The following is a 23683-nucleotide window of genomic DNA, read 5'->3' on the forward strand; positions in this document are numbered from 1 at the left end:
GCGGCGAGCGGTCGGCGGCCATTTCCCCTGCCTCATTGGCCGGTCTGGAAGCGCGTCCAGGTACGTGTCAGCAGGCGGTTGTAGTCGTCACCCACTGCCAGTTCAGGCGACAGCTTGCCCTTCACTTCGGCGCCGGGGAAGACGCTCGGGTCATTCCTTACCTGGGGATCGATGAATTGCTCTGAAGCGAGGTTGCCGTTCGGGTAGTGCACCGCGTTCGAGTTGTTCGCCGCCACCTGCGGCTGCATCAGGTAGTCGATGAACAGATGCGCATTGCGGGGATGTTTGGCGTCGGCGGGAATGACCATCATGTCGAACCAGATGATGCTGCCTTCCTTCGGCAAGGAATAGGCCACCTGCACGCCCTTGCCGGCCTCCCTGGCGCGATCGCGTGCTTGCAGCACATCGCCGCTGTAACCGACGGCAATGCACAGGTCGCCGTTGGCCAGGTCCTCGATGTATTGCGATGAATTGACCTTGCGTACGTAGGGGCGGATTTTCATCAGCTGCTCTTCGACCCGCTTCAGATCGTTGGCGTCCTGGCTGTTGGGATCCTTGCCGAGGTAGATGAGGACAATACTGCGAATGTCGGATGCAGCATCGAGGATCGAGATGCCGCAATCCTTGAATTTGGCGGCGACCTTCGGATCGAGCACCAGTGCCCAGGAATCCAGCGGCGCGTCGGGCATGATCTGCCTGACCTGGTCGACGTTGTAGCCGATGCCATCGGTCCCCCACATATAGGGAATGGCGTGCTCGTTGTTCGGATCGTGCAGGGCGACACGCTGCATGATCGACGGATCCATGTTGCCGAGATTGGGCAGCAAGGCCTTGTCCAGCTTCTGGAACACGCCGGCCTTGATCTGACGTTCCATGAACTGTGCCGAGGGCATCACCAGGTCGTAGCCGGTATTTCCTGCCAGCAGCTTGGTTTCGACGACTTCGTTGGCATCGAAGACGTCGTAGTTGACCTTGATGCCGTACCTGGCCTCGAAGTTCTTGACGGTCTCCGGGTCTATGTAGTCCGACCAGTTGTAGACATTGAGCACCTTTTCGGCGTCGGTGGCGCCGGGAGCAGCGGCAACCGCTGCCGGTGGCGCAGCGGTTGCCGGTTCCTTGCCGCAGGCAGCCAGCAGAAAGCTGGCAACGCCCAGGCAGGCGATCGTTATGGCAGCGGAACGGCGCGAAGCTGATGAAGAGACCATGATCTGGTTTTTCCGTCCTGGGGTGGCGACAGGTGAAGCGTAACCCAGCGCCAGCGGCAGGCCAAGGGCTAGATCAACGAGAACCGGCCCCGGCGATTGTCCCTCAGACGCGAACGATGCGTACGCTGTCTGTGCTGCCGGCACGCGGCCCGGTGGACCCGAAAACGACCGCCACCAGGTCGCCATCACGAACCAGTCCGGCTGTCCGCGCCGCGGCGATGGCCAGGCGCAACTGATCACCGTCGGAATTGTCGGGAACCAGTAGCGGCTGCACGCCCCAGACCAGACTTAGGCCGCCAAGGACCTGCGGCGAGGTCGAGATGCCGGCGATCGGCATCCTGGGACGGAAGGCCGCGACGCGATGCGCGGTCAGGCCGCTGCGTGTCGGGCAGAGGATGGCGGCGACGCCGAGATCCTCTGCCGCCTGCACGGCGGCGTGTGCCACGGCCCAGGCCACTCGGTCGGAGGCAGCAGCCGAGATCGCGGCGGGATGGAGGTGCTCGTGTGGCGAGTCCTCGGCCGATTCCGCGACTTCGCCCATCATGCGCACGGTTTCGTACGGGAATCGCCCGACGGCCGTCTCTTCCGAGAGCATCAGGGCGTCCGTGCCGTCGAGAACCGCGTTGGCGACGTCGTTGACTTCGGCGCGTGTCGGCAAGGGTGAGCGAGTCATCGACTCGAGCATCTGGGTGGCGGTGATTACCGGCTTGCCGGCCATGTTGCAGGCACGGATGATTTCTTTCTGGAGTAGAGGCACGCGTCGCGCCGGCATCTGGATGCCGAGGTCGCCGCGCGCGACCATCACTGCGTCGGCGGCTTCGATGATGCCGGCGAGGTTGTCGACCGCCGCGGCGGTCTCGATCTTGGGCACCAGCGCCGGGCGCACGCCGCGCTTGGGGAGCATGGCACGCACCCGTTCCACGTCTTCGGCGCGGCGCACAAACGACAGCCCGAGGAAGTCGACCTTTGCGGCGATCGCCATTTCCAGGGCCAGGGCATCGCGGGCGGTGAAGGGTTCCACGTGGGCCTCGGCGCGCGGCAGATGCATGCCTTTTCGCGAGCGCAGCGTCCCTCCGCGCACGACTTCGGTACGTACGTCGTGGCCCACCGATTCGAGCACATGCAGTACGATCGCGCCGTCGGCGAGGTACACCTCGTCGCCGCGGCGGGCCCATTGCGCAAGGTCGGGCAAGGTCGTCGACACGTGCCGCGCATCGCCAAGGCCGTCGTCGTCGCTAGCGGTCAACACGAACTCGTCGCCGTTCTCGAGCTCCACCTCGTCGCCCTCGACGAGGCCGGTACGGATTTTCGGGCCGGGCATGTCAACGAGAATCCCGACACTGCGGCCAAGATCGTTGGCCAGTTCCCGTACCAGGCGTGCGTTGTTGCCGTGCGTCGTCATGTCCGAGTGCGCGGCGTTGAGCCGTACCACATCGACACCGGCTTCCAGGAGTCTCCGCAGCGTACTCGGCGTGGCGGTGGCGGGGCCGATCGTGGCCACAATCTTCGTTCGGCGCATCAGGGTGTCCTCAATGACTTCGAGATTCGGTCCGCATCCCGTGCTCTTCGTACCACCGCACACCAAGCGTTGCCGCGGGGCGGGGCATTCGGGGGGTCGGGCGGCAGTATAGGTAGCGGTCGCGGCCGGCGTCAATCGGCAGTCGGGCAGCGGCGCGCCTTGACAAGCATGCGAACGCTTGCGGCTGGCCGCCAGCGGCCGCCTTCGGCGGCATGTTGTTGGCCCCATTGTCCTCGCTTGCCGGCGCCGGCTAGGGCGTGGCCTTTCCTGTCTTGCTCCTTGGTCAGAGGCAAGCCGGTGCCCGCCTGATCCGGGCTTTGATCGCATAGTAGCGACTCCTGCTGGCGCGGCGCTCTACGCCAGGTCGGCTGCTGATCCGAAACTGACAGATGGCTTGTATAGATCTGTCCAAGAGCTTGCGCAGGGCGGCCATTGCGGTAATCCACAATGGCCGTTGAGTAAGTGATCGGTCAGAATCTGCGCCGTACCGGAGGGGTGTCGATCCCACAAATGCTTGCTGCCGAACAACTTTTTTCTCAGCACCGGCACCGTGGCGCGTTCGGCGAGCTGGCAGTGCGGTTGCCAGAATGCTCGCAGCAAGGGGTCCCTGCACGGTGCGGGACAGGGGCGGGCTGTGGAAGGCGCGACCGTCGGCGAGGCGCTTGACCGAGCGCGAGGAGCGCGCAGGTGCTTGCGCTTGCGCAATCGTAGTGATTATTCTTTGCGTGGCAGGCGGCGCGCCTGTCGCAGCGACAAGACAAAACATTCACACGTAGTAACTTTCCTTAGGAGGAGATCGCATGAAGCATATGAAGAAGATCAGCGTTGCCCTGACAGCCCTTGCCATGGCTTTTGCCGCCACGTCGGCATCGGCGAAATGTGAAAAGGGTGAAGTTGTTGCCAAACTCAGCCACGTGACCGGTGGATCCACGCATCCCAAGGTGGTCGCATCCAACCACCTGGCAGAACGTGTCAACAAGGAAATGAAGGGCAAGCTGTGCATCGAGGTATATCCCAACAGCACCTTGTTCGGCGACAGCAAGGAACTGGAGGCGCTGCTGGTCGGTGACGTGCAATTGCTGGCCCCTTCGCTGTCCAAGTTCGGTTCGTACACGCCCAAGCTAGGCGTCTTCGATCTGCCGTTCATCTTTGTTGATATTGACCAGGCGATCCGCTTCACCAACTCGCCCGAGGGCAAGAAGCTTCTCAAGTCGATGGAGGGTGTCGGCTTCGTCGGTCTCGGTTACTGGATGTCGGGCATGAAGTATTTCTCGGCGAACAAGCCGTTGATCGCGCCCACTGACGCCAAAGGCATGAAGTTCCGCGTGCAGACCTCTGACGTGGCCAAGGCGATGATCGAAGCGATGGGTGCCTCACCGCAACCAATGGCCTTCGCTGAAGTCTATGGCGCACTGCAGACCGGTGTTGTCGACGGCCAGGAAAACACCTGGTCGAACATCTATACGCAGAAGTTCTTCGAGGTTCAGAACAGCACGACGGAAACCAACCATCAGTTGCTGGCGTATATCTTGCTAACTTCGGCGGACTGGCTCAACAGCCTGAAACCGGCTGTTCGCGATCAGTTCCTGAAGATCGTCGACGAGATCTCCAACGAAACCAATCAGAAGGTCAAGGCGGATGAAGCGCTCAATCGTGAGAACATCATCAAGGCCGGCGGAAAGGTCAACAAGCTGACTCCCGAGCAACGCAAGAAGTGGGTGGAGGCCATGACCCCGGTGTGGAAGAAGTTCGAGAAAGAGATTGGCGCAGACACAATCAAGGCTGCGGCCGGCTCATAACTCGCCAGATCGAAAAGGGCCAGATTTTTTCTGGCCCTTTTCTGTACGCCAGCAAGGACAATTGTCACCAATTGGATTCGTCGAGTGTCCTTCATGTTTTCTCGGCGGCGCAATCTGGCGACGGCGTGATTCGTCCCGATTGACGGGAAGTCTTTTCAAACTGACTGGGAGTTTGCCATGGGAGCCTACTGGTTTCACGGTGTCTTGATAATTTTCATAGTGATCCTCTGGGCGCTCGAAAAGAAGTTTCCGAAAGCGATGGCCAGCGCAGAGGAGTCACTTCTGGTTTTGGTGATCACCTCGATTATGGCGGTCTCTTTCTTCCAGGTGATTGCCCGCTACGGATTCAATACCGGCTGGTCCGCGGCGCTGGAATACAATACCACGGCTTTTTCCTGGCTGATCCTTCTGGGTATGGGTTATGGCCTGAGAACCAGCCTGCACCTGGGGGTCGACATCATCATCAAGGCCGTGCCCGCACCGATGACCAAAGCACTGTCGTTGTTCGGCGCAGCGTGTTGCATGCTTTATGGCCTGGTATTGCTCGATTCATCCTGGGTTGCCTTGCTCGGCGTCGATACCAAGGGCGGCGCCATCGACTACTGGCTGAAGATGTACAAGATCGGCATTGGCTCGGAAGAGCTTCATTATCCGGGATTCATACAGGACGCCTTTGGTGTTCAGTCGCGGATTCATCGCTGGCTGCTGTTGCTGATTCTGCCGCTGGGCCTGGCGCTGATGGCATTCCGGTCGTTGCAGGCTTTTGTCGATATCGCAACCGGTCGCCGTAAACTTCTCATCAGCGGCCATGAAGCAGAAGACATGGTCGAAGAGAACAAGCACATCTTGAAAGACTAAACGACTAAGGACCCTAGGATGAACTCTCTCTTTCTTTTTGCGATGGTGCTTGCGCTGCTCTTTATCGGCGTCCCGGTGGGCGTTGCCCTGGGGCTGTCGTCGATTCTTTTCGTTGCGTTCTTTTCGCATGACTCGCTGTCGTCGGTGGCCATTCAGCTTTTTGGCGCCGGGCAGAACTACACGCTGCTGGCGATTCCCTTCTTCATCCTGGCCTCGGCGTTCATGTCCACGGGCTTACCCTTACCCACATCGTGCCAGCAGACGGTAGCGAGTTGTTATTACGCTGGTCTGTAAGGTGACTGGGCATGGGTTGGCGCGGGGCTCAAGGAGCTTGTGGTGGAGGTGTAGCGAAGACGCGGTACATGCTGGTCAGGTCATCGAGTCGCTGGATGCCGATCCAGAGGACTTGAGCGCCGGGTTCGCCGTCGCTCTTACGGCCGAGGAAACCACCGAGGCGAGCGACCATTTGCACCGCCTGATGAAGAGTCGGTGGCGTGTCCGGGGGGATGGGCGTGCGGTGCACGAAGCCGTAGAGCGCCTTCCAGTGATCGTCATCGAAATAGGTGGTGCAGGGCAAGTCGGGGTGCTGGCGGGAGAGATGGACGAGGTGGAAGATCCGCCAGGCAACGACCATGTCGATCGCCAGACAGGCCTTCAGTGATTTGGCCGAGCCGAGTTGGCGGTCCTCGATGCGGCAGCCGCTTTTCAGCGTGCGGTGATAAATCTCGATTCCCCAGCGGCGACAATACCACTCGATACGGCTACAGGCTTCATCGAAGGTACGGGTCGGCACGGTGGTCAGCAGCATCCATTCCAGGGCAGAGCTGCCCTCGGGCGGATGTTCTTCGTGCGCCCAGATGGCCGACACCGGCACGTTTCCCAGTCGCGTCTGGTCGCGTGGCGGTTTGAGGGTGACGGCCTGCACACGCACGGTGAGGGTGGCCTCGCGCGCTGGCCTGCCATTGCCGGCCGCGACTTGCACGGTGAAGGTTCCGGCGACCGGCGCGGCGGCCAGGGCCGGCCACAGATGCGCCTGCTCGTCCGAGCACAGATGGCGGTTTGTCTGCGCCCGGACCAGCACGCCGGCCGTGGCGTCGCTGGCCTTGACAAAGAATTCATAGATGTCCGACTCGCGGTCGGCGACCATCACCCATCGGGTTTGCGGACAAGCGCGCTGGGCGGCCTCTATCCGGTCGAAGCTCTTGAGCCATTTGCCGCTTTCTTTTTCTTCGATCGGCCGCTTCTTGCGCGTGCGCTTCTTGCCATGCTCCGCCGGGTCACGCCGCCAATGCTGGACGTCGATCAGCCCGAGCGGGACGCCACTGGGCGTAAAGACCAGGGTCTCATGCAGCCACAGTCCGACCGGCCCATTGACCGTCGTGCCGATCAGTCCCAGCCCGTCGGTGGCCGGATGAGCCGAGTAATTTAACGCCGAGCTGTCGACGGCCGCCAGGACCAGCGGTTCCTGGGCAGCGCGTGCCTGGGTGGCCTGATAATGAGGAGCAAGCAGGGTATCGATGGTGACCTTCTCGTGCTGGAACAAGCGATAAGCGCCTCTGAGCTCGGCCAGGTGGCCTTCGCAGGCCTGCGGCAGGCTGGCCGTCGGACGGGCCTGAAAGCGGCGCGCCAGGGCCACTGTACGACGCTGCAAACGCGCGTCCAGTTCAAGGCCCGCAAACTCCGCGGCAGCCCAATCGGTCTCTGGTGTCGCGGGCGGTCCGGCACGCGGAAAGCGGCGCGGCTCGATGAGATGGAGAAACACCCGCTTCCTTGTCCGCTCGGCCGTATGCTGGCCGTCCTGCCGGCCACGACCGCGGCTTTCCCCGATCTCGCGCCAGTTCGCGGCGCGGTAGCTCGTGCCCAGACGCGGCGGGGCAACGAAGGTCTCGAGCGCCCACAGGGCGATACCGTAACGCTTCGGCCAGTCACGGACCAAGCGTCGGACGGCCAAGCCAAGCACATGCGAAGCCAGGTTGGGCACGCGAATCCCGGGAAGAATGAGAAAGCGCGAATTGCAGGCCACGTGCTGGAGTTGCTCACGACGCTCGTCCTCGCTCCAGCCCAGCCAGGCTTCTCGGTCTGCCAGACGGCGGGCGGCCGCCGAGAAGGCCAGACCACCGAGCCAGCCGAAGTGCTCGCAGCGAATCAGATAGCGCAACTGTGCGCCACACAACGGGCCACTGCCCAGTTCGTGGTGAGTGTCCATGAGGCCATTCCACACCGGCGACAGCGCTGCCTCACCGGTAACGTCGACCAGCTCGACCCGACCCAGTTCGGCCAACTCGCAGGTCACCGCGCCGCTCTCCACCACGGCCAGCGCTCCTCGCGCTGGAATGCTGCGCTGCGTCCCCGGCAGAACGACATCCCCCCGCGCTGCCATCTTCGCCAGAACTTTGCGACACGTCATCTCGCGCAAGCGCCCCAAGGGGTCCCGAAAATCGAAGGCTTCGCAAACGACTTGCGACAAGCGCGTGCGCGTCATGCCGATACGCGCGGCCATTTCCCGTACGTACGCCAGGGCATCACCTTCCCACAGCCGCTTCGCCATATCCATAGGCGAAACCATAGCGAAAAGTTGCTACGGTGTCCAGCGGAGATCTGGGAAAAGGTAAGGTCCACGGGGGGGGTGGCGAAGCGCCTGATCAACTTCGCCATCGCCAGCGTCGGCCATTTCCAGGGTGGCCTGGCCATGGCATCGGTCCTGGCCTGCATGATGTTTGCGGCGCTGTCGGGGTCATCGCCTGCAACCGTGGTGGCGATCGGTACGATCGCCATCGCCGGCATGCGTCAGGTGGGCTATTCGAAGGAGTTCGCGGCGGGCATCATCTGCAACGCAGGAACGCTGGGTATTCTGATTCCGCCGTCGATCGTGATGGTGGTCTACGCCGCTGCCACTGACGTTTCTGTCGGACGGATGTTCCTGGCTGGCGTCATTCCCGGATTGTTGGCGGGTCTGATGCTGATGTTGGCGATCTACGTTGTGGCCCGGATCAAGGGTCTGCCGAGCGAAGAATGGCGTGGTTTCGGCGCGATTCTGGAGGGTGCCAAGGAAGCGGGCTGGGGCCTTTTTCTGGTGGTGATCATCATGGGTGGCATCTATGGCGGCGTGTTTACGCCGACCGAAGCCGCTGTCGTCGCCGCCGTATACTCGATCCTGGTCGCGTTGTTTGTCTACCGCGACATGGGGCCTCTGAAGGAAACGCCCTGGGTCGCGTCCACGGACAGCCATGCGGCGCGCATCGGCTTCAACGCCGGTGTCTACGCCGTGTCCTTCTTCATGGTCTGGATGATCCTGTCTTTCTTTGCCACCGACGGAATGGAAGCCACCGGAAAGATCCGCGCGTATTGGGGGCTGGGAATGTCGCTCGCCATTTTCGTCGGCTACCTGTTCAAGGCTGGACGTGAGCATGGATCAGTCCAGAAGTGCTTCATGGGTGGCCTCGGTATCTGGCGTCGGAATCTGGTCGTGCTGGCAAAGAACTTTTTCCCGGCGCTGTTTGGCACCGAGTCGCGGGCGACGATCCTGCACGCGACGCGGACCACGGTGATGTTGATGTTCATCATCGCCAACGCCATGTTGTTTGCGCATACCCTGTCGGCGGAACGTATCCCGCAGGACATCACCGCATGGATGCTGCAAGCGGGTTTCACGTGGTTCACCTTCCTCATCGCGGTCAACATTCTGCTGCTCATCGGGGGTCAGTTCATGGAGCCCTCGGGTCTGCTGGTGATCGTCGCGCCGGTGGTCTTTCCGATTGCCATGGAGCTCGGAGTTGATCCGATCCATCTGGGCATCATCATGGTCGTCAACATGGAGATCGGCATGATTACGCCGCCGATCGGGCTGAACCTGTTCGTCACCTCCGGTATTACCAACATGAGCCTGGCGACCGTGGTGAAGGCGGCGATGCCCTTTGTCGGCGTCCTGATGATCTTCTTGATCATCGTGACCTATGTGCCGTGGCTGTCGACGGCGTTGCCTTACGCCCTGATGGGACCGGAACTGGTCATCAAGTAGGCAAGTAGGCATCGGGGCGCAGGCAAAAGCTCGCAGCGTCCGAATGCAGCATCCGTCCGCCGCTGATCTCCCTTGAGGTCAGCGGCGGTATCCTTTTCGGCGGCTTACCACGAGATTTGTCGCTGCTGGCCGCCCTCGGTTTCCGTGGCGGCAGTGGGCCAGCCGTACGTGGCTTGCTCGTGCGGCTCCGCTCGGGTGGCCGCTATGGGTACAATCTGTGCATGACTCCCCTCTATTGGCAGCAAGCGTCGGCCGCCCTGGCGCACCGCGATCCCATCCTGGCCACCCTTGTTGAGCGTTTTTCGGGGGCCGCCCTGGCGTCACGCGGGGACCCCTTCGCGACGCTCGTCCGTTCGATCGTCGGCCAGCAGATCTCCGTGAAAGCGGCCGACAGCGTCTGGGCGCGCTGCCTGGCGGCTGTGCCCGAGGTCACGCCTGTCGGCGTTCTCGAGAGCGAACCTGAAACCCTGCGTGCTTGCGGTCTGTCGGCCCGCAAGGTCGAATACGTGCTTGACCTCGCGCGCCATTTCGACGATGGCCAGATTCAGGTGCAGCACTGGTCGTCGCTGAGTGATGCCGAGATCATTGGCGAGTTGACCGCGGTGCGCGGCGTCGGCGTGTGGACGGCGGAAATGTTCCTGATCTTTAATCAGCTGCGTCCCGATATCTTCCCGCTCGACGACATTGGCCTGCAGAAGGCGGTGGCCCTGCACTACTGCCATGGCGAACGTCCCGGGCGTCGTTTCCTGGTGGAGCAAGGTGAACGCTGGCGTCCCTGGCGTTCGGTGGCGACCTGGTACCTTTGGCGCAGCCTCGACCCGCTGCCCGTCGAGTACTGAGTTTGCCGAGATCCTTGTTTGCAGCAAAGCCCGGCACGGTGTTTCCGGTAGAATAACGGGTTATTGAAAACCAGCATGCTTACAGATACGGTTGGGCCTGATGAAAACCAGTTTCCTCGACTTCGAACAACCGATCGCCGATCTCGAAGGCAAGATTGAAGCACTGCGCTTTGCGCAGGACGACTCGGCGGTCGATATCTCGGACGAAATCGGCCGCCTGGAGAAGAAGAGCCAGGCCCTGACCAAGGACACCTACGCCAAGCTATCAGCCTGGCAGGTGTCGCAGGTGGCACGCCACCCGCAACGCCCTTACACACTGGATTATCTGTCGCTGATCTTCACCGACTTCGAGGAATTGCACGGCGATCGCGCCTTTGCTGACGACCATGCGATCGTCGGCGGGTTGGCCCGCTTCAACGGTGAGCCGGTGATGGTGATTGGTCACCAGAAGGGGCGTGACACCAAGGAGAAGATCTTCCGCAACTTCGGCATGCCGCGTCCGGAGGGTTATCGCAAGGCATTGCGCCTGATGCGACTGGCCGAGAAGTTTCGTATCCCGGTATTGACCTTCATCGATACGCCTGGCGCCTACCCGGGTATCGACGCTGAAGAGCGCGGACAGTCCGAGGCGATCGGCCGCAATCTCTACGTGATGGCCGAGCTGAAAGTGCCGATCATCGTCACTGTCATTGGGGAAGGTGGCTCGGGTGGTGCGCTGGCCATCGGTGTCGGTGACGTCGTGCAGATGCTGCAGTACTCGACCTATTCGGTGATTTCTCCCGAGGGGTGCGCGACGATTCTCTGGAAGAGCGCCGAAAAGGCAAGCACAGCGGCAGAAATCATGGGCATCACCGCTCCCCGCCTACAGGCGCTCGGTTTGATCGACAGCATCGTCGAAGAACCGACCGGTGGTGCGCATCGTGCCCATCAGGCGATGGCGAGAAACCTCAAGGAGGCCTTGCAGGACGCCTTGCACAAACTGGCGTCGGTGCCTACCCGCGACTTGCTCAAGACGCGCCTTGAGCGCTTGATGGCCTATGGCCGGGTCAAAGAACCGACACGCCGCTGAGGCAAGCCAGGAGGAAGCTGCAGCGCCGATTCTGCACACGCTTTCGGCGTTTCTGGAGGCGCGACTGCTGCCCGGGGCCGGTCTATGCGTCGGGCTCTCCGGTGGTGTCGACTCGGTTGTCCTGCTGCACGCGCTCGACTGCCTGCGTCGCTCCGGATTGCCGATCGATCTCTCAGCGACCCACGTTCATCACGGTCTGAGCAGCAACGCCGATGCCTGGTCCGGTTTCTGTCGCGACTTCTGTCGCGACCACGCGGTACCGCTCGAAATCACGCGCGTCGAAGTGCCGCGGACCAGTGGCGAGGGACTGGAGGCGGCGGCACGGCGTCTGCGTCATGCGGTGTTTTCTGCTTCTCCAGCCGACTGGTTGGCGCTGGCGCATCATCGTGACGACCAGGCCGAGACGGTTCTCTTCCGGTTGCTGCGCGGGGCTGGCGTTGCCGGTGCTGCCGGAATGCCCGCCGAGCGGCCTCAGCCCGGCGGGCCACGTCTGATTCGCCCGCTGCTCGACGTGTCGCGGTCGCAGATCATGCGCTATGCCGAGATGCATTCTCTGGCGTGGGTCGAAGACGAGAGCAATGCCGATTCTCACTATCGCCGCAATCACTTGCGGCGCGAAATCATGCCGCGCCTTGAGGTGCATTTTCCCGGCGCGGTTCAGGCGCTTGCGCGTGCCGCGCACCATTTCGCCGAGGCGGCAGAGCTTGTCGAGGAATTGGCGAAGGCCGATCGGGGGAGTATGGCCGGTGATGGCGGGCGCATCGATCTGGCGCGTTTCAACGCACTTTCCCCGGCGCGGGCGCGCAATCTGTTGCGCTCGGAGTTGCGGGCGAACGGTTTTCGTGCCCCCGACACACGCTGGCTTGATGAAGCGCTACGGCAGTTGAAGACGGCAGGGGCCGCCGCGCAGACCTGTATCGCGACCGCGGACGGCGAGGTGCATGTCTATCGCGGCGAGTTGTACGTCTTTGCGCAGCGCCCGGCCGTTTCAAGCCTTGCGCTGAGCTGGAATGGCGAGTCGGCGTTGCCGTGGGGCGAGGGGCGGGTGCGCTTCGCTGAGCGCACGGGAAAAGGCATCAGTCGCCGCTTGCTTGCCAGTGCTCGGGTGTTTCTCCGGGTCAGGCAAGGCGGCGAGCGCTTGCGGCCCGACGCACGGCGGCCGGCAAGGACCTTGCGCAACCTCTTGCAGGAAGCCGCCATACCCCCCTGGGAGCGGGCTCGTTTGCCACTGCTGTGGTGTGGCGAGCGACTGGTGTGGGTTGCCGGGCTTGGCGTTGACGCTGCCTTCGCCTGCATCCCGGGTGAGCAGGGCGTCGAGCTGCTTTGGGAGACCTGTGACGGCCGTCCGCTGCTTGCTGGCTAAACCCGGTTGGGGAAGCAGGCTGCCGGCGCTGCCAAGCCGGCGCGATGATCGTTGTTCTGCTCAGCGCTTGCCGGCCAGCAGCTGCGCGAGCTCGACGGCCGTGCGCACCCCCATCTTCTCGAACAGATTGGCTCGATGCACTTCGACCGTGCGCATGCTGATCTGCAGTTCGTCGGCGATCACCTTGTTGAGGGTGCCGGCGAGAACCAGTTCCATGACCTGTTTTTCGCGTGTCGTGAGTCGGCTCGTCAAGCTGTTGACCGAAACGGCATCGGAGGCGGCGAGGCGCTGGTGTTCGTCGAGCTGCAGGGCCTCGATGACGCGATTGACCAGCTCGTTGTCGTTGCAGGGCTTTTCGACGAAGTCGAAAGCACCTTGCTTGAGGGCCGAGACGGCCATTGGCACGTCGCCGTGGCCGGTCAGAAAGATCACCGGCAGCGTGCTGCCACGCTCGCACAAGAGATCAAAAAGCTCGGGTCCACTCATCCCGTCCATGCGGATGTCGAGGAGAACGCAGCCAGCAAGCGTGGGGTCCCAGGCGGCCAGGAAGTCTTCAGCCGAGGGGTAGCTCAGGCAAGGTACACCACGTGACTCGAGCAGCCAGCCGAGTGAGTCACGGATGGCGTCGTCGTCGTCGACGAGGTAGGCATGTGGGGTCATTGCATGACAATCGGAAGGGTGATGATGAAAATCGAGCCGCCATCCGGGTTGGCTTCAACCCACAGACGGCCGTGGTGGACCTCGATGATCGAGCGGCAGATGTTCAGGCCCATGCCCATGCCCTCGGCCTTGGTCGAAAACAAGGGGGTGAATAGCTTTTCTTCGACCGCGGGGGGAATGCCGGGGCCACGATCGATGACCCGGATCTCCATCTGCTGTCTGTCGAGCTGGCTGAGCTTGACGGTCAGCCGGCGCAGCTCGGACGGCGTGTGGCGCATCGCTTCGATGCCGTTGCGCATCAAATTGAGCAGCACCTGTTCGAGCATCACGGGGTCGGCCAGGAGCTCAGGGCGCATACCCTGAATCTCGCGGACGATACGCACGCCGCGCGCCTTGGCTGCTCCGTCGATGAAGCCGACGCTGTCATCGATCACTTCGGCCAGGTCGCAGGGCACTCGCTTGGGTTCACTCTTGCGCACGAAGTCGTGTACCCGCCGGATGATGTGGCCGGCGCGTTGCGCCTGGACGGCGAGCTTTTCGAGTGCTTCCTTGAGCTGTTCAGCGCTGAAGTTGCCTGACTCCAGCTTGTTCAGGCAGCCGGTGTTGTAACTGGTGATCGCTGCCAGCGGCTGATTGAGTTCGTGCGCCAGGGTCGAAGCCATCTCGCCCATGGTCACCAGTCGTGCGGTGACCTGCAGTTTCTCCTGCTGTTGCTGGGCGAGTTCCTCGGCGTGTTTGCGGGCGGTGACGTCGATGATCGACGCCATCCAGCCCGCCTGCTCGCCGTCCGCGCCAATCAGAGGCGCTTCGTAGACGAGGGCGTCGAAGCGGCTGCCATTCTTGTGCATCAAGCGGATTTCGAACCCCTCGTGCGGGGCTTTGCCTTCGAGAACGTCGTTATGCAGTTGCAGCGTTCTTTCCATTTCTTCTGGTGCCCAGTAGGGCATTGGTGGCGCCAGGCCGATCAGCTCGTCGGCACTGAAGCCGACCATCTGCAGGAAAGCCGGGTTGACGTAACTTACCCGGCCTTCCATGTCGCGCGCGCGCATCCCAACCATCAACGAGTCTTCCATCGCCTTGCGGAAGGCGTACTCCGAGCGCAGCGCCTGTTCGGCGTCGATCCGCCTCTGGATCAAGCCGCGTACAGCCCACAAGCTCCAGAAAACGGCTGCTGCAAGAATGACGATCAGCGCGGCGATCAGCGTTTGCGCAAGATTGCCGGCAGCGCGATAAGCGGTGACCTGCAGCACCATGCCGAAACCGGGAGGGTCGAAAATCACCGGGTAGCTGAGCGTTGTCGAGGCGGCATCGATCTTCGACTTGCTGGCCAGGAGATTGCCGTTGCCGTCGAGAACGCGTACCTGATACTTTGCAGCGAACCACCAGGGAACCTGCTGCTTGAGCAGGCGATTCAGCGAGTAGACGGCGAGTAGCGTGCCGCGATGCTCGCCTTCGTCGAAGATCGGCACGTAGACTTCGAACTGCGCGACGTCATCGACCCAGTAGGCATCGCTGTAGGTTGGCTTGCCAAGCTGGGCGAGTTCGATCGAGCGGTTGACCGGGTCCTGGCCCGAAGCGTCCTTGCCGTGTCGTGGCAGGCTTCGCGTTGGCATGCCGTGCACCGCTTCGGCCGCGGCATCAAGCCAGAGCACTTGCAGGAGTTCAGAGTTGTTCTTGAGGATGTGTCGTGCACGCAGAATGAAGAGCGCGTCTTGATCTTTTGTCCGGGTCAGATCGAGGGCCAGTTGCCGCAGCTGTTCGGAATTCCCCTCAAGGTGAAAGCGGACGCTTTGCTCGAGCCAGAGGACGTCGGCAATAAGGGTCGAGCGCTGCTCGTCGATGTCGTTCTGGCGTAGCAGCCAGAGCAGGGCGATGAGCAGGATGAGAAGCAGGCCAACCGCCCCTTTCAGAATCGAGAGATACCACTGCGACCAGTTCAGCGACGCCGGCCGGCGCAGCGCATTCTGGTGCAGGAGGGGGACGTCTTTCATGGCGCTCCATCTTACGCAAGTTATCGCCCGCGGGGTGTGCATAAATCCCGGCATCCGGACCGGACCGTACGCTTCGCAGGGGCTTCGTTGGCGACCGCGATACCGCTTGTCGCAGTGTCGATCGCAGCTTCCCGAAGTGTATGACCATGCCCTGAATGGGTGGGCTCGCGTGCGCCGCGCACCGGTTCGCAAGCGCCGCCTTTCCTCGCTGCCGCGCGCTGTGGATTTCCACAATGTTCGCCGCCAGCAGTCTCTGTAATATGCGCCCTCGCAACCGGCTAATAATTTTGTTAACGAAACGTTTTGCACATAAAGGAGAGACCATGAAAGTTTCAAATTTGCTGTTCGGAATGCTCGCTTGCGCCCTCTCGGCGACCCCGCTGGCGGCCTTGGCCGAAGGACCGATCGTTATCAAATTCAGCCACGTCGTGGCCAACGATACGCCCAAGGGGTTGAGCGCAGAATTCTTCGCCAAGCGCGCCAGCGAACTGACCAAGGGCAAGGTCAAGGTCGAGGTGTATGGCAACTCGACCTTGTACAAAGACAAGGAGGAACTTGAAGCGCTGCAACTTGGCGCCGTGCAGATGCTCGCGCCGTCGCTTGCCAAGTTCGGCCCGCTTGGCGTCAAGGAATTCGAAGTCTTCGACTTGCCGTACATCTTCGACAACTACGCCGATCTGCATAAAGTGACGCAGGGTGCATTCGGGAAAAGTCTGCTCGCCAAGCTGGAGCCAAAGGGTGTCACCGGCCTGGCGTTCTGGGACAACGGCTTCAAGTCGTTTTCGGCGAACACGCCAATCCTGATGCCGGAAGACCTGAAGGGCAAGAAGATGCGCATTCAGTCGTCCAAGGTGCTCGAAGCGCAGATGCGGGCACTGAAGGCGATTCCTCAGGTGATGGCCTTCTCCGAGGTCTATCAGGCGCTGCAGACCGGCGTTGTCGACGGTACCGAGAACCCGATGTCGAACCTGTTTACGCAGAAGTTCTTTGAAGTTCAGAAGCATTTGGCGATTACCGATCACGGTTACCTGGGTTACGCCGTGATCGTCAACAAGAAGTTCTGGGATGCCCTGCCGGCGGATGTTCGCGGGCAGCTCGAAACAGCCATGAAGGATTCGACCGAGTACGCCAACAAGATCGCCAAGGAGCAGAACGACAAGGATCTGGACGCGGTCAAGAAGAGCGGCAAGACGGCGGTGCACGTGCCGACACCGGAACAGCGCAAAGCCTTCAAGAAGGCGCTTCTACCGGTGCACGAAGAGATGGCCTCACGCATCGGCAAGGACCTTCTGCAGTCGGTATACAAGGAAACTGGCTTCGATCCTAGCAAGCTCTAGGCGACGCGGATACTGGAGGGATAGCCCGTTGGGACGCCTGGCCCAGCGGGTTTTTTTCAGGCAGTCGGGGGACTTGCGAATGAAAATACTTGACCACCTGGAGGAATGGCTGATCACCTTCCTCATGGGGGCGGCAACGACGATCATCTTTATTTCGGTCGCGCATCGCTACGCGGCTGGTTACCAGATTCCGATCGTGCAGGACTGGCTGCTCTCGCTGAACGTCGGATGGGCGCAGGAACTGTGCATCATCATGTTCGTGTGGATGGCCAAGTTCGGCGCGGCCTATGGTGTACGCACCGGTATCCACGTGGGTGTGGACGTGCTGATCAACAGCTTGAGCGAAGGAACCCGCGGCAAGTTCATTGTCTTCGGGATGTTGTCCGGCGCGCTGTTTACCGGCGTGGTCGGCTCTCTTGGGGCGGCGTTCGTGTGGGACAACGGTGCCCACTACGCGATCTTGCAGTTCCTCGGCATGGACACCGCGGACATGTTCTCGGGGCCGACGACCCCCGATCTCGAGTGGCCCACCTGGGTTGTATACAGTGCCATTCCGCTGGGTTCGTCGTTGATGTGTTTCCGCTTTCTGCAGGTCACAGTGAGTTTCCTCAAGACCGGCGAGCTGCCACACCACGACCACGGGCACGTTGACGGCCTCGAGGAAGAAGAGATTCCGGAGGAGGTGCAGACCTTTGCCGTGGAAGACAAGCCGCATCCCCATGAGCGGACTCACGAGAAGCGGCATCCGGACGATCATTCGGGCAACGGAGACCAGAAACCATGAACGCCATCATCATTTTCACGATTCTCCTGTGCCTGATGCTGACGGGCATGCCGATCTCGATTTCGCTTCTCCCAGTGGTTTCTCGCTTGGACTACCCTTTGTCCCAGCTATTCCTGTTCCTATTTTCCTGCAATTGCCTACTTGGCAGCCTCGCGCTCTCACAGACTGTGCGTGGGAGAAGAAAAAGAGTGGAAGTGAGAGAAGAGATGGGACAAGGGGGGAGAGGATAGGATCAGGAGAAGTGTAAATGTGTGAGGAGAGGGAGAGCGGCAGAGGTGAATGATCTCCCATATGTGGACGAACGTGTGTGTGGACGGAAAGTAGGGAAGAGGCGGCTCGTTCTATGCAATGCCCTGGTCATCTGGTTTCCCGAAAGTAGTCCACCCACGGTGTCCGGTCGCCATTGGGGCATTCTGATTCCCCCTTCGATCGTAATGGTCATGTATTCGGTCGCCACCAACACCTCGGTTGGCGCTCTGTTCATGGCCGGCGTGATTCCGGGTATCGCTCTGGCCATGGTCCTCGGTGGCGTGACCTGGTATCGGGCGAGGAGCAACAACTACCCGCGCATGGCCAGGGCATCTTTCACCGAGCGCCTGAAGGCGTTCCGCGAATCAGCCTGGGGTTTGCTGTTGATCGTCATCGTCATGGGCGGTATCTACAGCGGCATGTTCACGCCGACCGAGGCGGCGGCGATGAGTGCGGTTTATGCCTTCATAGTCGCGGTCTTTGTCTACAAGGATCTTTCGCTGAGTGACGTGCCGCGGGTCTTGCTCAACTCGGCCAATATGTCGGCGATGCTGCTCTACATTATCACCAACGCCGTGCTTTTCTCGTTCATCATGACCAACGAGAACATCCCACAAACCCTCGCTGACTGGATGTTGGGTCACGGTTTGGGCGTGATCGCCTTCCTTCTGGCGGTCAACGTGATCCTGTTGCTGGCGGGCAACTTCATGGAGCCGTCGTCGATCGTGCTGATCTTTGCGCCGATCCTTTTTCCGGTCGCGATGAAGCTGGGAATTGACCCGGTGCACTTCGGCATTTTGATGGTGGTCAACATGGAAGTGGGCATGTGTCATCCGCCGGTCGGCCTCAACCTCTACGTTGCTTCGGGGATCACCAAGATGGGCATTACCGAGCTGACCATCGCGGTCTGGCCATGGCTGTTGTCGATGCTGGCTTTCCTTGTGCTGATCACCTATGTGCCGATCATCTCGACCTGGTTGCCGACGAGGCTGGGCATGATGTAAGTGAGGCAACGACGCTCGGCATCGGGTGCGGGCGCGCGTACAGGCAATCTGTACGCGCGCCATTTTCTTGATGCTCCTTGTCATCGACCTCGCGGCGGTTGATGGCGCTCGCACGGGGTGCGGATCGCGGATTTCCACAATACTCAGCGCCCCTGCTTTTTGTCATGTTGACGTCGCCAGCAAGGTAATAGTCCGATTGCAGGACCGCTTCTGGAACGGAGGGACGACATGACATTTCGCGATCTGCTGTTTGGCTTGCTCGCTTGCACGCTCTCGGCCGTGCCCTTTCCGGCGCAGGCGGAAAGCCCGATCGTTATCAAGTTCAGCCACGTCGTGGCTGAGGATACGCCGAAGGGCCTGGGCGCAGCGTTCTTCGCCAAACGGGCCGCAGTGCTGACCAAAGGCCACGTCAAGGTCGAGGTCTACCCCAACTCGACGCTGTACAAGGACAAGGAGGAACTCGAAGCGCTGCAACTCGGTGCCGTTCAGATCGTGGCGCCGTCGCTGGCCAAGTTCGGCCTGCTGGGGGTCAGGGAGTTCGAGATCTACGACCTGCCGTACATCTTCGACAGCTATGAAGATCTGCATAAGGTAACGTTGGGGCCGATCGGCAAGAGTCTCTTCCGCAGGCTGGAGCCGAAGGGGATAAGGGGGCTGGCCTACTGGGATAACGGCTTCAAGTCCTTTTCAGCAAACACGCCGATCCACATGCCGGATGAGCTGAAGGGCAAGAAGATGCGCATTCAGCCGTCCAAAGTGCTCGAAGCACAAATGCTGGCACTTAATGCTATCCCGCGCGTGATGGCGTTTTCGGAAGTCTACCAAGCCTTGAAGATGGGCATTGTCGACGGCACGGAAAACCCGATTTCCAACCTTTACACGCAGAAGATGTTCGAGGTCCAGTCGCACCTGACGCTGACCGAGCACGGTTACCTGGGTTACGCGGTGATCGTTGACAAGAAATTCTGGGAGGCTTTACCGACGGACATTCGCGGCCAACTAGAAATGGCGATGAAGGAGGCTACCGACTACACCAACAGGATCGCCAAGGAAAAGAACGACAGCGATCTCGAAGCGTTGCGCAGGAGCGGCCAGATCGAGATCCACGTGCCCACGCCGGAGCAGCGCCGTGCGTTCAAGAAGGTTCTCGTTCCAGTGCACAAGGAACTGGCGTCGCGTATCGGCGACGACCTTCTGCAGTCGGTTTACCGGGAGACCGGTTTCAATCCGGCGAGGCTCTAGAGCAAGCGTTGGAGGAGGTCGGAACCGGGCGAGTCGGTAGTCCCCGGCCGGCCGGGCGTCATCGCGCAGAGAGCGGTGGTCGGCCGTGCCTCGTCTTGCTTCCCCTTTCATGGTCACCGTGGCGCCAAGGCGGGCATCATCCTCCGCCCGCGGAAGACGCTGCGCGGACGTCGCGCGCATCGCGTCGCTGCGCTGTTGGGAGCGGGTGGGAAAGGGGTGCCCGCGCCCGGCTTTTCGTTTCCCGCCAGTTCGGATTTGGACCCGGGTGTTGGTATAATATGAGGTTGTGTTTCTAGCGATACGATTTGCTGTTGTTTTTATTGACCTATTTCCGTTTGGAGAATCATTCATGGGCATCGAACGTACTCTTTCCATCATCAAGCCAGACGCCGTCGCCAAGAACGTGATCGGCAAGATCTACTCCCGTTTTGAAACCAACGGCTTGACGGTAATTGCCTCCAAGATGGCTTGGTTGTCACCCCAGGAGGCTGGCGCCTTCTACGCGGTGCACAAGGAGCGTCCGTTCTTTAAGGACCTGGTCTCGTTCATGATCTCCGGACCGGTGATGGTGCAAGTGCTCGAAGGCGAGAGTGCGATTGCCAAGAATCGCGAGCTGATGGGCGCAACCGACCCGAAGAAGGCCGAGGCGGGAACGATTCGTGCCGATTTTGCCGAATCCATCGACGCCAACGCGGTGCATGGTTCCGATGGCGAAGAGACGGCGAAGAACGAAATCGCCTTCTTCTTCCCGGCCATGTCCGTCTATTCGGGCCGCTAGGTCGCACTCCTCTGCTGGCAAGATGATCAATCTGCTCGATCTTGATGCCGCTGGCCTGACGGCTTTCTTCTCCGGACACGGCGAGAAGGCCTTTCGTGCCCGGCAGGTGCTGCGCTGGATGCATCGTTTCGGGCAGGCTGATTTCGACGCCATGAGCGACATTGCCAGGAGCCTGCGCGAGAAGCTCAAGACGCTGGCCTTGGTGACGCCACCGCTGGTGGTTGCCGACCGCCTCGGCGAAGACGGTACGCGCAAGTTTCTCTTCGATGTGGGCGGTGGGAACGCCGTCGAGGCGGTGTTCATTCCCGAGGACGACCGCGGCACGCTTTGTATCTCGACTCAGGCCGGCTGTGCGCTCGATTGTTCCTTCTGTTCTACAGGCAAGCAGGGTTTCAACCGCAACCTGACGGTGGCGGAGATCGTCGGTCAGTTGTGGCAGGTGCGGCATGCGCTTGGCGCTTACCAGCCGGCAGCAACGGTTGGCGAGCGGGTGGTCAGCAACGTTGTGCTGATGGGCATGGGTGAGCCGCTGGCCAACCTCGACAATACCGTGATGGCCTTGCGTCTGCTCCTCGACGATAATGCCTATGGCCTGTCGCGGCGCCGGGTCACGGTTTCCACCTCGGGTCTGGTGCCGGCGATGGACCGTTTGCGCGACGAGTGTCCAGTGGCCCTGGCGGTTTCCCTGCATGCGCCGAATGACCGCTTGCGCGACGAGTTGGTGCCGATCAACCGGAAATACCCGCTGCATGAACTGATGGCGGCTTGCCGCCGCTACCTGGAAAAGGCGCCGCGTGATTTTGTCACCTTCGAGTATGTGATGCTGGACGGCATCAACGACTCCGAAGCGCACGCCCGCGAGGTGCTGGCACTGACCCGGGACGTCTCCTGCAAGTTCAACCTGATCCCCTTCAACCCGTTTCCGGGCACTTCCTATCGCCGCTCGCCAGCGCCGCGGATTCGGCGTTTCGCCGAGCTTCTGATGGCCTCGGGCGTGGTGACCACGACCCGCAAAACGCGCGGTGACGACATTGATGCCGCCTGCGGTCAGCTTGCCGGACAGGTGCTCGACCGCACGCAGCGCACGGCACGGCGCAGCTTCGTTGTCCACCAACATCGTCAGGAGGCTTGTGGATGAGGCGAGCAGTCCTCGGGCTCATCGCCTTGTTGAGTGTAAGTGCCTGCTCGTCGGGACTCTTCTCGTCTTCGCCAGGCACGACGACGCAGAAGGCGGCTGAGGAGGAGCCGGACTCGCGACGGCCGACGCCGCCGCGCGACAAGCGCACGCGTGCCAAACTGCATACCGAGTTGGGCTCTCTCTATCTACAGAAACAGAACTACTCGGTGGCACTCGAAGAGCTGACCATGGCTATCGTCGTCGATCCGGACTACGCGCCGGCGCATGGTGCGCGCGGACTGGTGCTCTACAACATCCGCGAGATGGCGCTCGCCGACCGGGACTTTCAACAGGCCCTGAATCTTGACCCGAACGATCCCGAGCTGAACAACAACTATGGCTGGTTTCTCTGTCAGATCGGCAGAGAGAGGGAAGCGATGCCGTACCTGCAACGAGCGATGAAGAACGCCTTGTACGAGACGCCGGATCGGGCCTATCTGAATGCCGGTGCCTGTCAGGTGAAGCTCGGCGATCTGGATGCCGCCGAGGGTTTCGTGCAGCACAGCCTGCTGATCCGGCCGAACAATGCGCAGGCGTTGCTGCAGCTCGCAGAAATCAATTACCGCCGCGGTCAGCTGGAGCTTGCCAGTCAGCAACTTTCGGATCTGCTGCGCAAGGCGGAGCCAAATGCCGAGGCGCTCTGGTTGATCGTGCGTGTGGAGCGGAAGCGGGGCGATCGCCTGGCTGAAGCCCGCTATGGCGCCCAGTTGAAGCGAAAATTCCCGCTTTCACCCGAGGCTCAGGAACTGCTGAAAGGCAACTTCGAATGAGTGAACAATCTGTGTTTTCCAATAGTAGCGAGCCGAGTTTGCCGGCAGTGAATTCCTCCCGGGAGTTGTTGACCGACGCCGGTGGCGTCGGTCAACAACTGCGTTCGGCGCGCGAAGCCAGAAATATTACCCTGGCCGAGGCAGCCCAGTCCCTCAAACTGGCGCCCAGGCAGGTGGCAGCCATCGAGAGCGAGGACTGGGCATCGTTGCCCGGCAACACGATGATTCGCGGTTTCGTCCGCAATTACGCCCGAGTACTCAATCTGGACGCCGATGCCCTGATGCGCGCGCTCGATGCGACACGCATGCAGCGGACCCTGCAACTGGAGGCGTCCGCGGGAACCAGCTCGCACCTGCCGCAGGCCAGCAACCAGGCTGAAAGACGCGACTATCTGGCAGTAATCGGGGGGCTGGTGCTGCTGGTCCTGGCACTGCTGGCGTATTTCTATGTTCCGCAGAACTTCTGGGAGGAGCAGTTGGCGGCGCTCACGGGTAGCGAGCCTTCGCAAACCGCTGCCGAGGCGCAGACCGTGGTTAGTGAGCCTGCCGCGACACCCTCGGCACCGGTGACGGTGGTTGGCACAGTTGCCCCGACCGAGGAGAGTGCTGCAGCGAAGCTGACAGCCCCCCTCGTGCCGAGCGCGACGGCACCTGCTGGGTCGGCACCCGTTGTTGTGGCGCCCGCTGCCGCGAAGCCCGACGGCAAGCAGGAGGGCACGTCAGCGGCCACGCTGGAGACGACAGCGGAAGCCAAGAAGGAAGCCAAGCCGGCGGACGTCCTCAAGCTCAGTTTCACCCAGGCAGCGTGGGTAGAGGTGCGTGACGCGGCTGGCGAGGTCGTCGCTTTCGGCGTCAAGCCGGCGAACAGTCAGCAGGAAATCAAGGGGCAGCCGCCGTTTTCGCTTGTCCTTGGCAACGCCAGGTACGTGACGGTGGAGTACAAAGGCAAGCCTGTCGATCTCGAACCGCACACCACCAAGGGCGTGGCGCGGCTCTCGGTCAAATGACGATCTGGCAAGCG

At 61.4% G+C, this 23683-nt stretch carries 17 protein-coding genes and 3 pseudogenes; 15 read left to right on the forward strand and 5 right to left on the reverse strand.

Going from position 1 to position 23683, the window contains the following annotated elements:
• Window positions 1–32: 32 nt before the first annotated feature.
• Together QZ634_RS03065 and pyk are read right to left on the reverse strand one after the other, a co-directional pair.
• Window positions 33–1205: a polyamine ABC transporter substrate-binding protein gene (locus QZ634_RS03065; protein WP_291985480.1), complete on the reverse strand. Its 1173-nt coding sequence runs from the start codon at window positions 1203–1205 to the stop codon at window positions 33–35.
• A 103-nt stretch (window positions 1206–1308) separates the two neighbouring features.
• Window positions 1309–2724, reverse strand: a complete 1416-nt coding sequence (pyk, locus tag QZ634_RS03070; RefSeq protein WP_291985482.1) for a pyruvate kinase — start codon at window positions 2722–2724, stop codon at window positions 1309–1311.
• Window positions 2725–3533: 809 nt separating this feature from the next.
• On the opposite strand from pyk, the gene QZ634_RS03075 reads away from it, so the two are divergent.
• From QZ634_RS03075 to QZ634_RS03085, 3 genes and pseudogenes are all read left to right on the forward strand, one after another.
• On the forward strand, window positions 3534–4523 hold the full coding sequence (locus tag QZ634_RS03075) for a DctP family TRAP transporter solute-binding subunit (protein WP_291987977.1): 990 nt from the start codon (window positions 3534–3536) through the stop codon (window positions 4521–4523).
• 177 nt (window positions 4524–4700) lie between these two features.
• The gene (locus QZ634_RS03080; RefSeq protein ID WP_291985484.1) at window positions 4701–5381 is read left to right on the forward strand and encodes a TRAP transporter small permease subunit; all 681 of its coding nucleotides are present in this window, start codon (window positions 4701–4703) and stop codon (window positions 5379–5381) included.
• An 18-nt stretch (window positions 5382–5399) separates the two neighbouring features.
• A pseudogene (locus tag QZ634_RS03085) lies at window positions 5400–5615 on the forward strand (TRAP transporter large permease subunit); the annotation flags it as partial.
• An 88-nt stretch (window positions 5616–5703) separates the two neighbouring features.
• Here QZ634_RS03085 and QZ634_RS03090 read toward each other — a convergent pair.
• A complete protein-coding gene (locus QZ634_RS03090; RefSeq protein WP_291984831.1) occupies window positions 5704–7935 on the reverse strand; it encodes an IS4 family transposase in 2232 nt (743 codons plus the stop codon).
• 60 nt (window positions 7936–7995) lie between these two features.
• Here QZ634_RS03090 and QZ634_RS03095 point away from each other — a divergent pair.
• From QZ634_RS03095 to tilS, 4 genes and pseudogenes are all read left to right on the forward strand, one after another.
• A pseudogene (locus QZ634_RS03095) lies at window positions 7996–9399 on the forward strand (TRAP transporter large permease); the annotation flags it as partial.
• 221 nt (window positions 9400–9620) lie between these two features.
• Window positions 9621–10238 (forward strand): DNA-3-methyladenine glycosylase, encoded by a 618-nt coding sequence (locus QZ634_RS03100; RefSeq protein WP_291985486.1) that lies wholly within the window; start codon window positions 9621–9623, stop codon window positions 10236–10238.
• 100 nt (window positions 10239–10338) lie between these two features.
• Window positions 10339–11307, forward strand: coding sequence for an acetyl-CoA carboxylase carboxyltransferase subunit alpha (locus tag QZ634_RS03105; protein ID WP_291985488.1), 969 nt, complete (start codon window positions 10339–10341; stop codon window positions 11305–11307).
• The gene (gene tilS / locus QZ634_RS03110) at window positions 11276–12670 is read left to right on the forward strand and encodes a tRNA lysidine(34) synthetase TilS (protein WP_291985490.1); all 1395 of its coding nucleotides are present in this window, start codon (window positions 11276–11278) and stop codon (window positions 12668–12670) included. Before QZ634_RS03105 ends, tilS begins: the two co-directional genes overlap by 32 nt.
• Before the next feature lie 60 nt (window positions 12671–12730).
• Here tilS and QZ634_RS03115 read toward each other — a convergent pair whose 3' ends face one another.
• Window positions 12731–13330: a response regulator gene (locus QZ634_RS03115; RefSeq protein ID WP_291985492.1), complete on the reverse strand. Its 600-nt coding sequence runs from the start codon at window positions 13328–13330 to the stop codon at window positions 12731–12733.
• Entirely contained in the window at window positions 13327–15321 is a 1995-nt protein-coding gene (locus tag QZ634_RS03120; protein ID WP_291985494.1) for an ATP-binding protein, read from the reverse strand. Before QZ634_RS03120 ends, QZ634_RS03115 begins: the two co-directional genes overlap by 4 nt.
• A 323-nt stretch (window positions 15322–15644) precedes the next feature.
• Between QZ634_RS03120 and QZ634_RS03125 the strand changes: the two genes are divergently transcribed.
• From QZ634_RS03125 to QZ634_RS03160, 8 genes and pseudogenes are all read left to right on the forward strand, one after another.
• Window positions 15645–16658 (forward strand): TRAP transporter substrate-binding protein, encoded by a 1014-nt coding sequence (locus QZ634_RS03125; protein ID WP_291985497.1) that lies wholly within the window; start codon window positions 15645–15647, stop codon window positions 16656–16658.
• 79 nt (window positions 16659–16737) lie between these two features.
• Entirely contained in the window at window positions 16738–17442 is a 705-nt protein-coding gene (locus tag QZ634_RS03130) for a TRAP transporter small permease (RefSeq protein ID WP_291985499.1), read from the forward strand.
• 407 nt (window positions 17443–17849) lie between these two features.
• Window positions 17850–18695: pseudogene (locus QZ634_RS03135) on the forward strand (TRAP transporter large permease subunit); the annotation flags it as partial.
• Window positions 18696–18923: 228 nt separating this feature from the next.
• Window positions 18924–19937: a TRAP transporter substrate-binding protein gene (locus QZ634_RS03140; RefSeq protein ID WP_291985501.1), complete on the forward strand. Its 1014-nt coding sequence runs from the start codon at window positions 18924–18926 to the stop codon at window positions 19935–19937.
• Between the two features lie 349 nt (window positions 19938–20286).
• On the forward strand, window positions 20287–20715 hold the full coding sequence (ndk, locus tag QZ634_RS03145) for a nucleoside-diphosphate kinase (RefSeq protein WP_291985503.1): 429 nt from the start codon (window positions 20287–20289) through the stop codon (window positions 20713–20715).
• Window positions 20716–20737: 22 nt separating this feature from the next.
• Window positions 20738–21853 (forward strand): 23S rRNA (adenine(2503)-C(2))-methyltransferase RlmN, encoded by a 1116-nt coding sequence (rlmN, locus tag QZ634_RS03150; protein WP_291985505.1) that lies wholly within the window; start codon window positions 20738–20740, stop codon window positions 21851–21853.
• Window positions 21850–22662 (forward strand): type IV pilus biogenesis/stability protein PilW, encoded by an 813-nt coding sequence (gene pilW, locus QZ634_RS03155; RefSeq protein ID WP_291985507.1) that lies wholly within the window; start codon window positions 21850–21852, stop codon window positions 22660–22662. The genes rlmN and pilW overlap by 4 nt, the downstream gene beginning before the upstream one ends.
• The gene (locus QZ634_RS03160) at window positions 22659–23669 is read left to right on the forward strand and encodes a RodZ domain-containing protein (protein WP_291985510.1); all 1011 of its coding nucleotides are present in this window, start codon (window positions 22659–22661) and stop codon (window positions 23667–23669) included. The genes pilW and QZ634_RS03160 overlap by 4 nt, the downstream gene beginning before the upstream one ends.
• Window positions 23670–23683: the final 14 nt, after the last annotated feature.

The organism is Candidatus Accumulibacter sp. ACC007 (assembly GCF_907163205.1).
Classification (GTDB): Bacteria; Pseudomonadota; Gammaproteobacteria; order Burkholderiales; family Rhodocyclaceae; genus Accumulibacter; species Accumulibacter regalis.

Excerpts from the sequence above, each read along its gene's own strand:
- QZ634_RS03130 (WP_291985499.1), top strand. The coding sequence starts at position 16,738 with ATGAAAATACTTGACCACCTGGAGGAATGGCTGATCACCTTCCTCATG.
- QZ634_RS03160 (WP_291985510.1), top strand. The coding sequence starts at position 22,659 with ATGAGTGAACAATCTGTGTTTTCCAATAGTAGCGAGCCGAGTTTGCCG.
- QZ634_RS03140 (WP_291985501.1), top strand. The coding sequence starts at position 18,924 with ATGACATTTCGCGATCTGCTGTTTGGCTTGCTCGCTTGCACGCTCTCG.
- QZ634_RS03080 (WP_291985484.1), top strand. The coding sequence starts at position 4,701 with ATGGGAGCCTACTGGTTTCACGGTGTCTTGATAATTTTCATAGTGATC.
- rlmN (WP_291985505.1), top strand. The coding sequence starts at position 20,738 with ATGATCAATCTGCTCGATCTTGATGCCGCTGGCCTGACGGCTTTCTTC.
- ndk (WP_291985503.1), top strand. The coding sequence starts at position 20,287 with ATGGGCATCGAACGTACTCTTTCCATCATCAAGCCAGACGCCGTCGCC.
- QZ634_RS03065 (WP_291985480.1), bottom strand. The coding sequence starts at position 1,205 with ATGGTCTCTTCATCAGCTTCGCGCCGTTCCGCTGCCATAACGATCGCC.
- QZ634_RS03120 (WP_291985494.1), bottom strand. The coding sequence starts at position 15,321 with ATGAAAGACGTCCCCCTCCTGCACCAGAATGCGCTGCGCCGGCCGGCG.
- pilW (WP_291985507.1), top strand. The coding sequence starts at position 21,850 with ATGAGGCGAGCAGTCCTCGGGCTCATCGCCTTGTTGAGTGTAAGTGCC.
- QZ634_RS03090 (WP_291984831.1), bottom strand. The coding sequence starts at position 7,935 with ATGGATATGGCGAAGCGGCTGTGGGAAGGTGATGCCCTGGCGTACGTA.
- QZ634_RS03115 (WP_291985492.1), bottom strand. The coding sequence starts at position 13,330 with ATGACCCCACATGCCTACCTCGTCGACGACGACGACGCCATCCGTGAC.
- QZ634_RS03105 (WP_291985488.1), top strand. The coding sequence starts at position 10,339 with ATGAAAACCAGTTTCCTCGACTTCGAACAACCGATCGCCGATCTCGAA.
- QZ634_RS03125 (WP_291985497.1), top strand. The coding sequence starts at position 15,645 with ATGAAAGTTTCAAATTTGCTGTTCGGAATGCTCGCTTGCGCCCTCTCG.
- QZ634_RS03100 (WP_291985486.1), top strand. The coding sequence starts at position 9,621 with ATGACTCCCCTCTATTGGCAGCAAGCGTCGGCCGCCCTGGCGCACCGC.
- tilS (WP_291985490.1), top strand. The coding sequence starts at position 11,276 with ATGGCCGGGTCAAAGAACCGACACGCCGCTGAGGCAAGCCAGGAGGAA.
- pyk (WP_291985482.1), bottom strand. The coding sequence starts at position 2,724 with ATGCGCCGAACGAAGATTGTGGCCACGATCGGCCCCGCCACCGCCACG.
- QZ634_RS03075 (WP_291987977.1), top strand. The coding sequence starts at position 3,534 with ATGAAGAAGATCAGCGTTGCCCTGACAGCCCTTGCCATGGCTTTTGCC.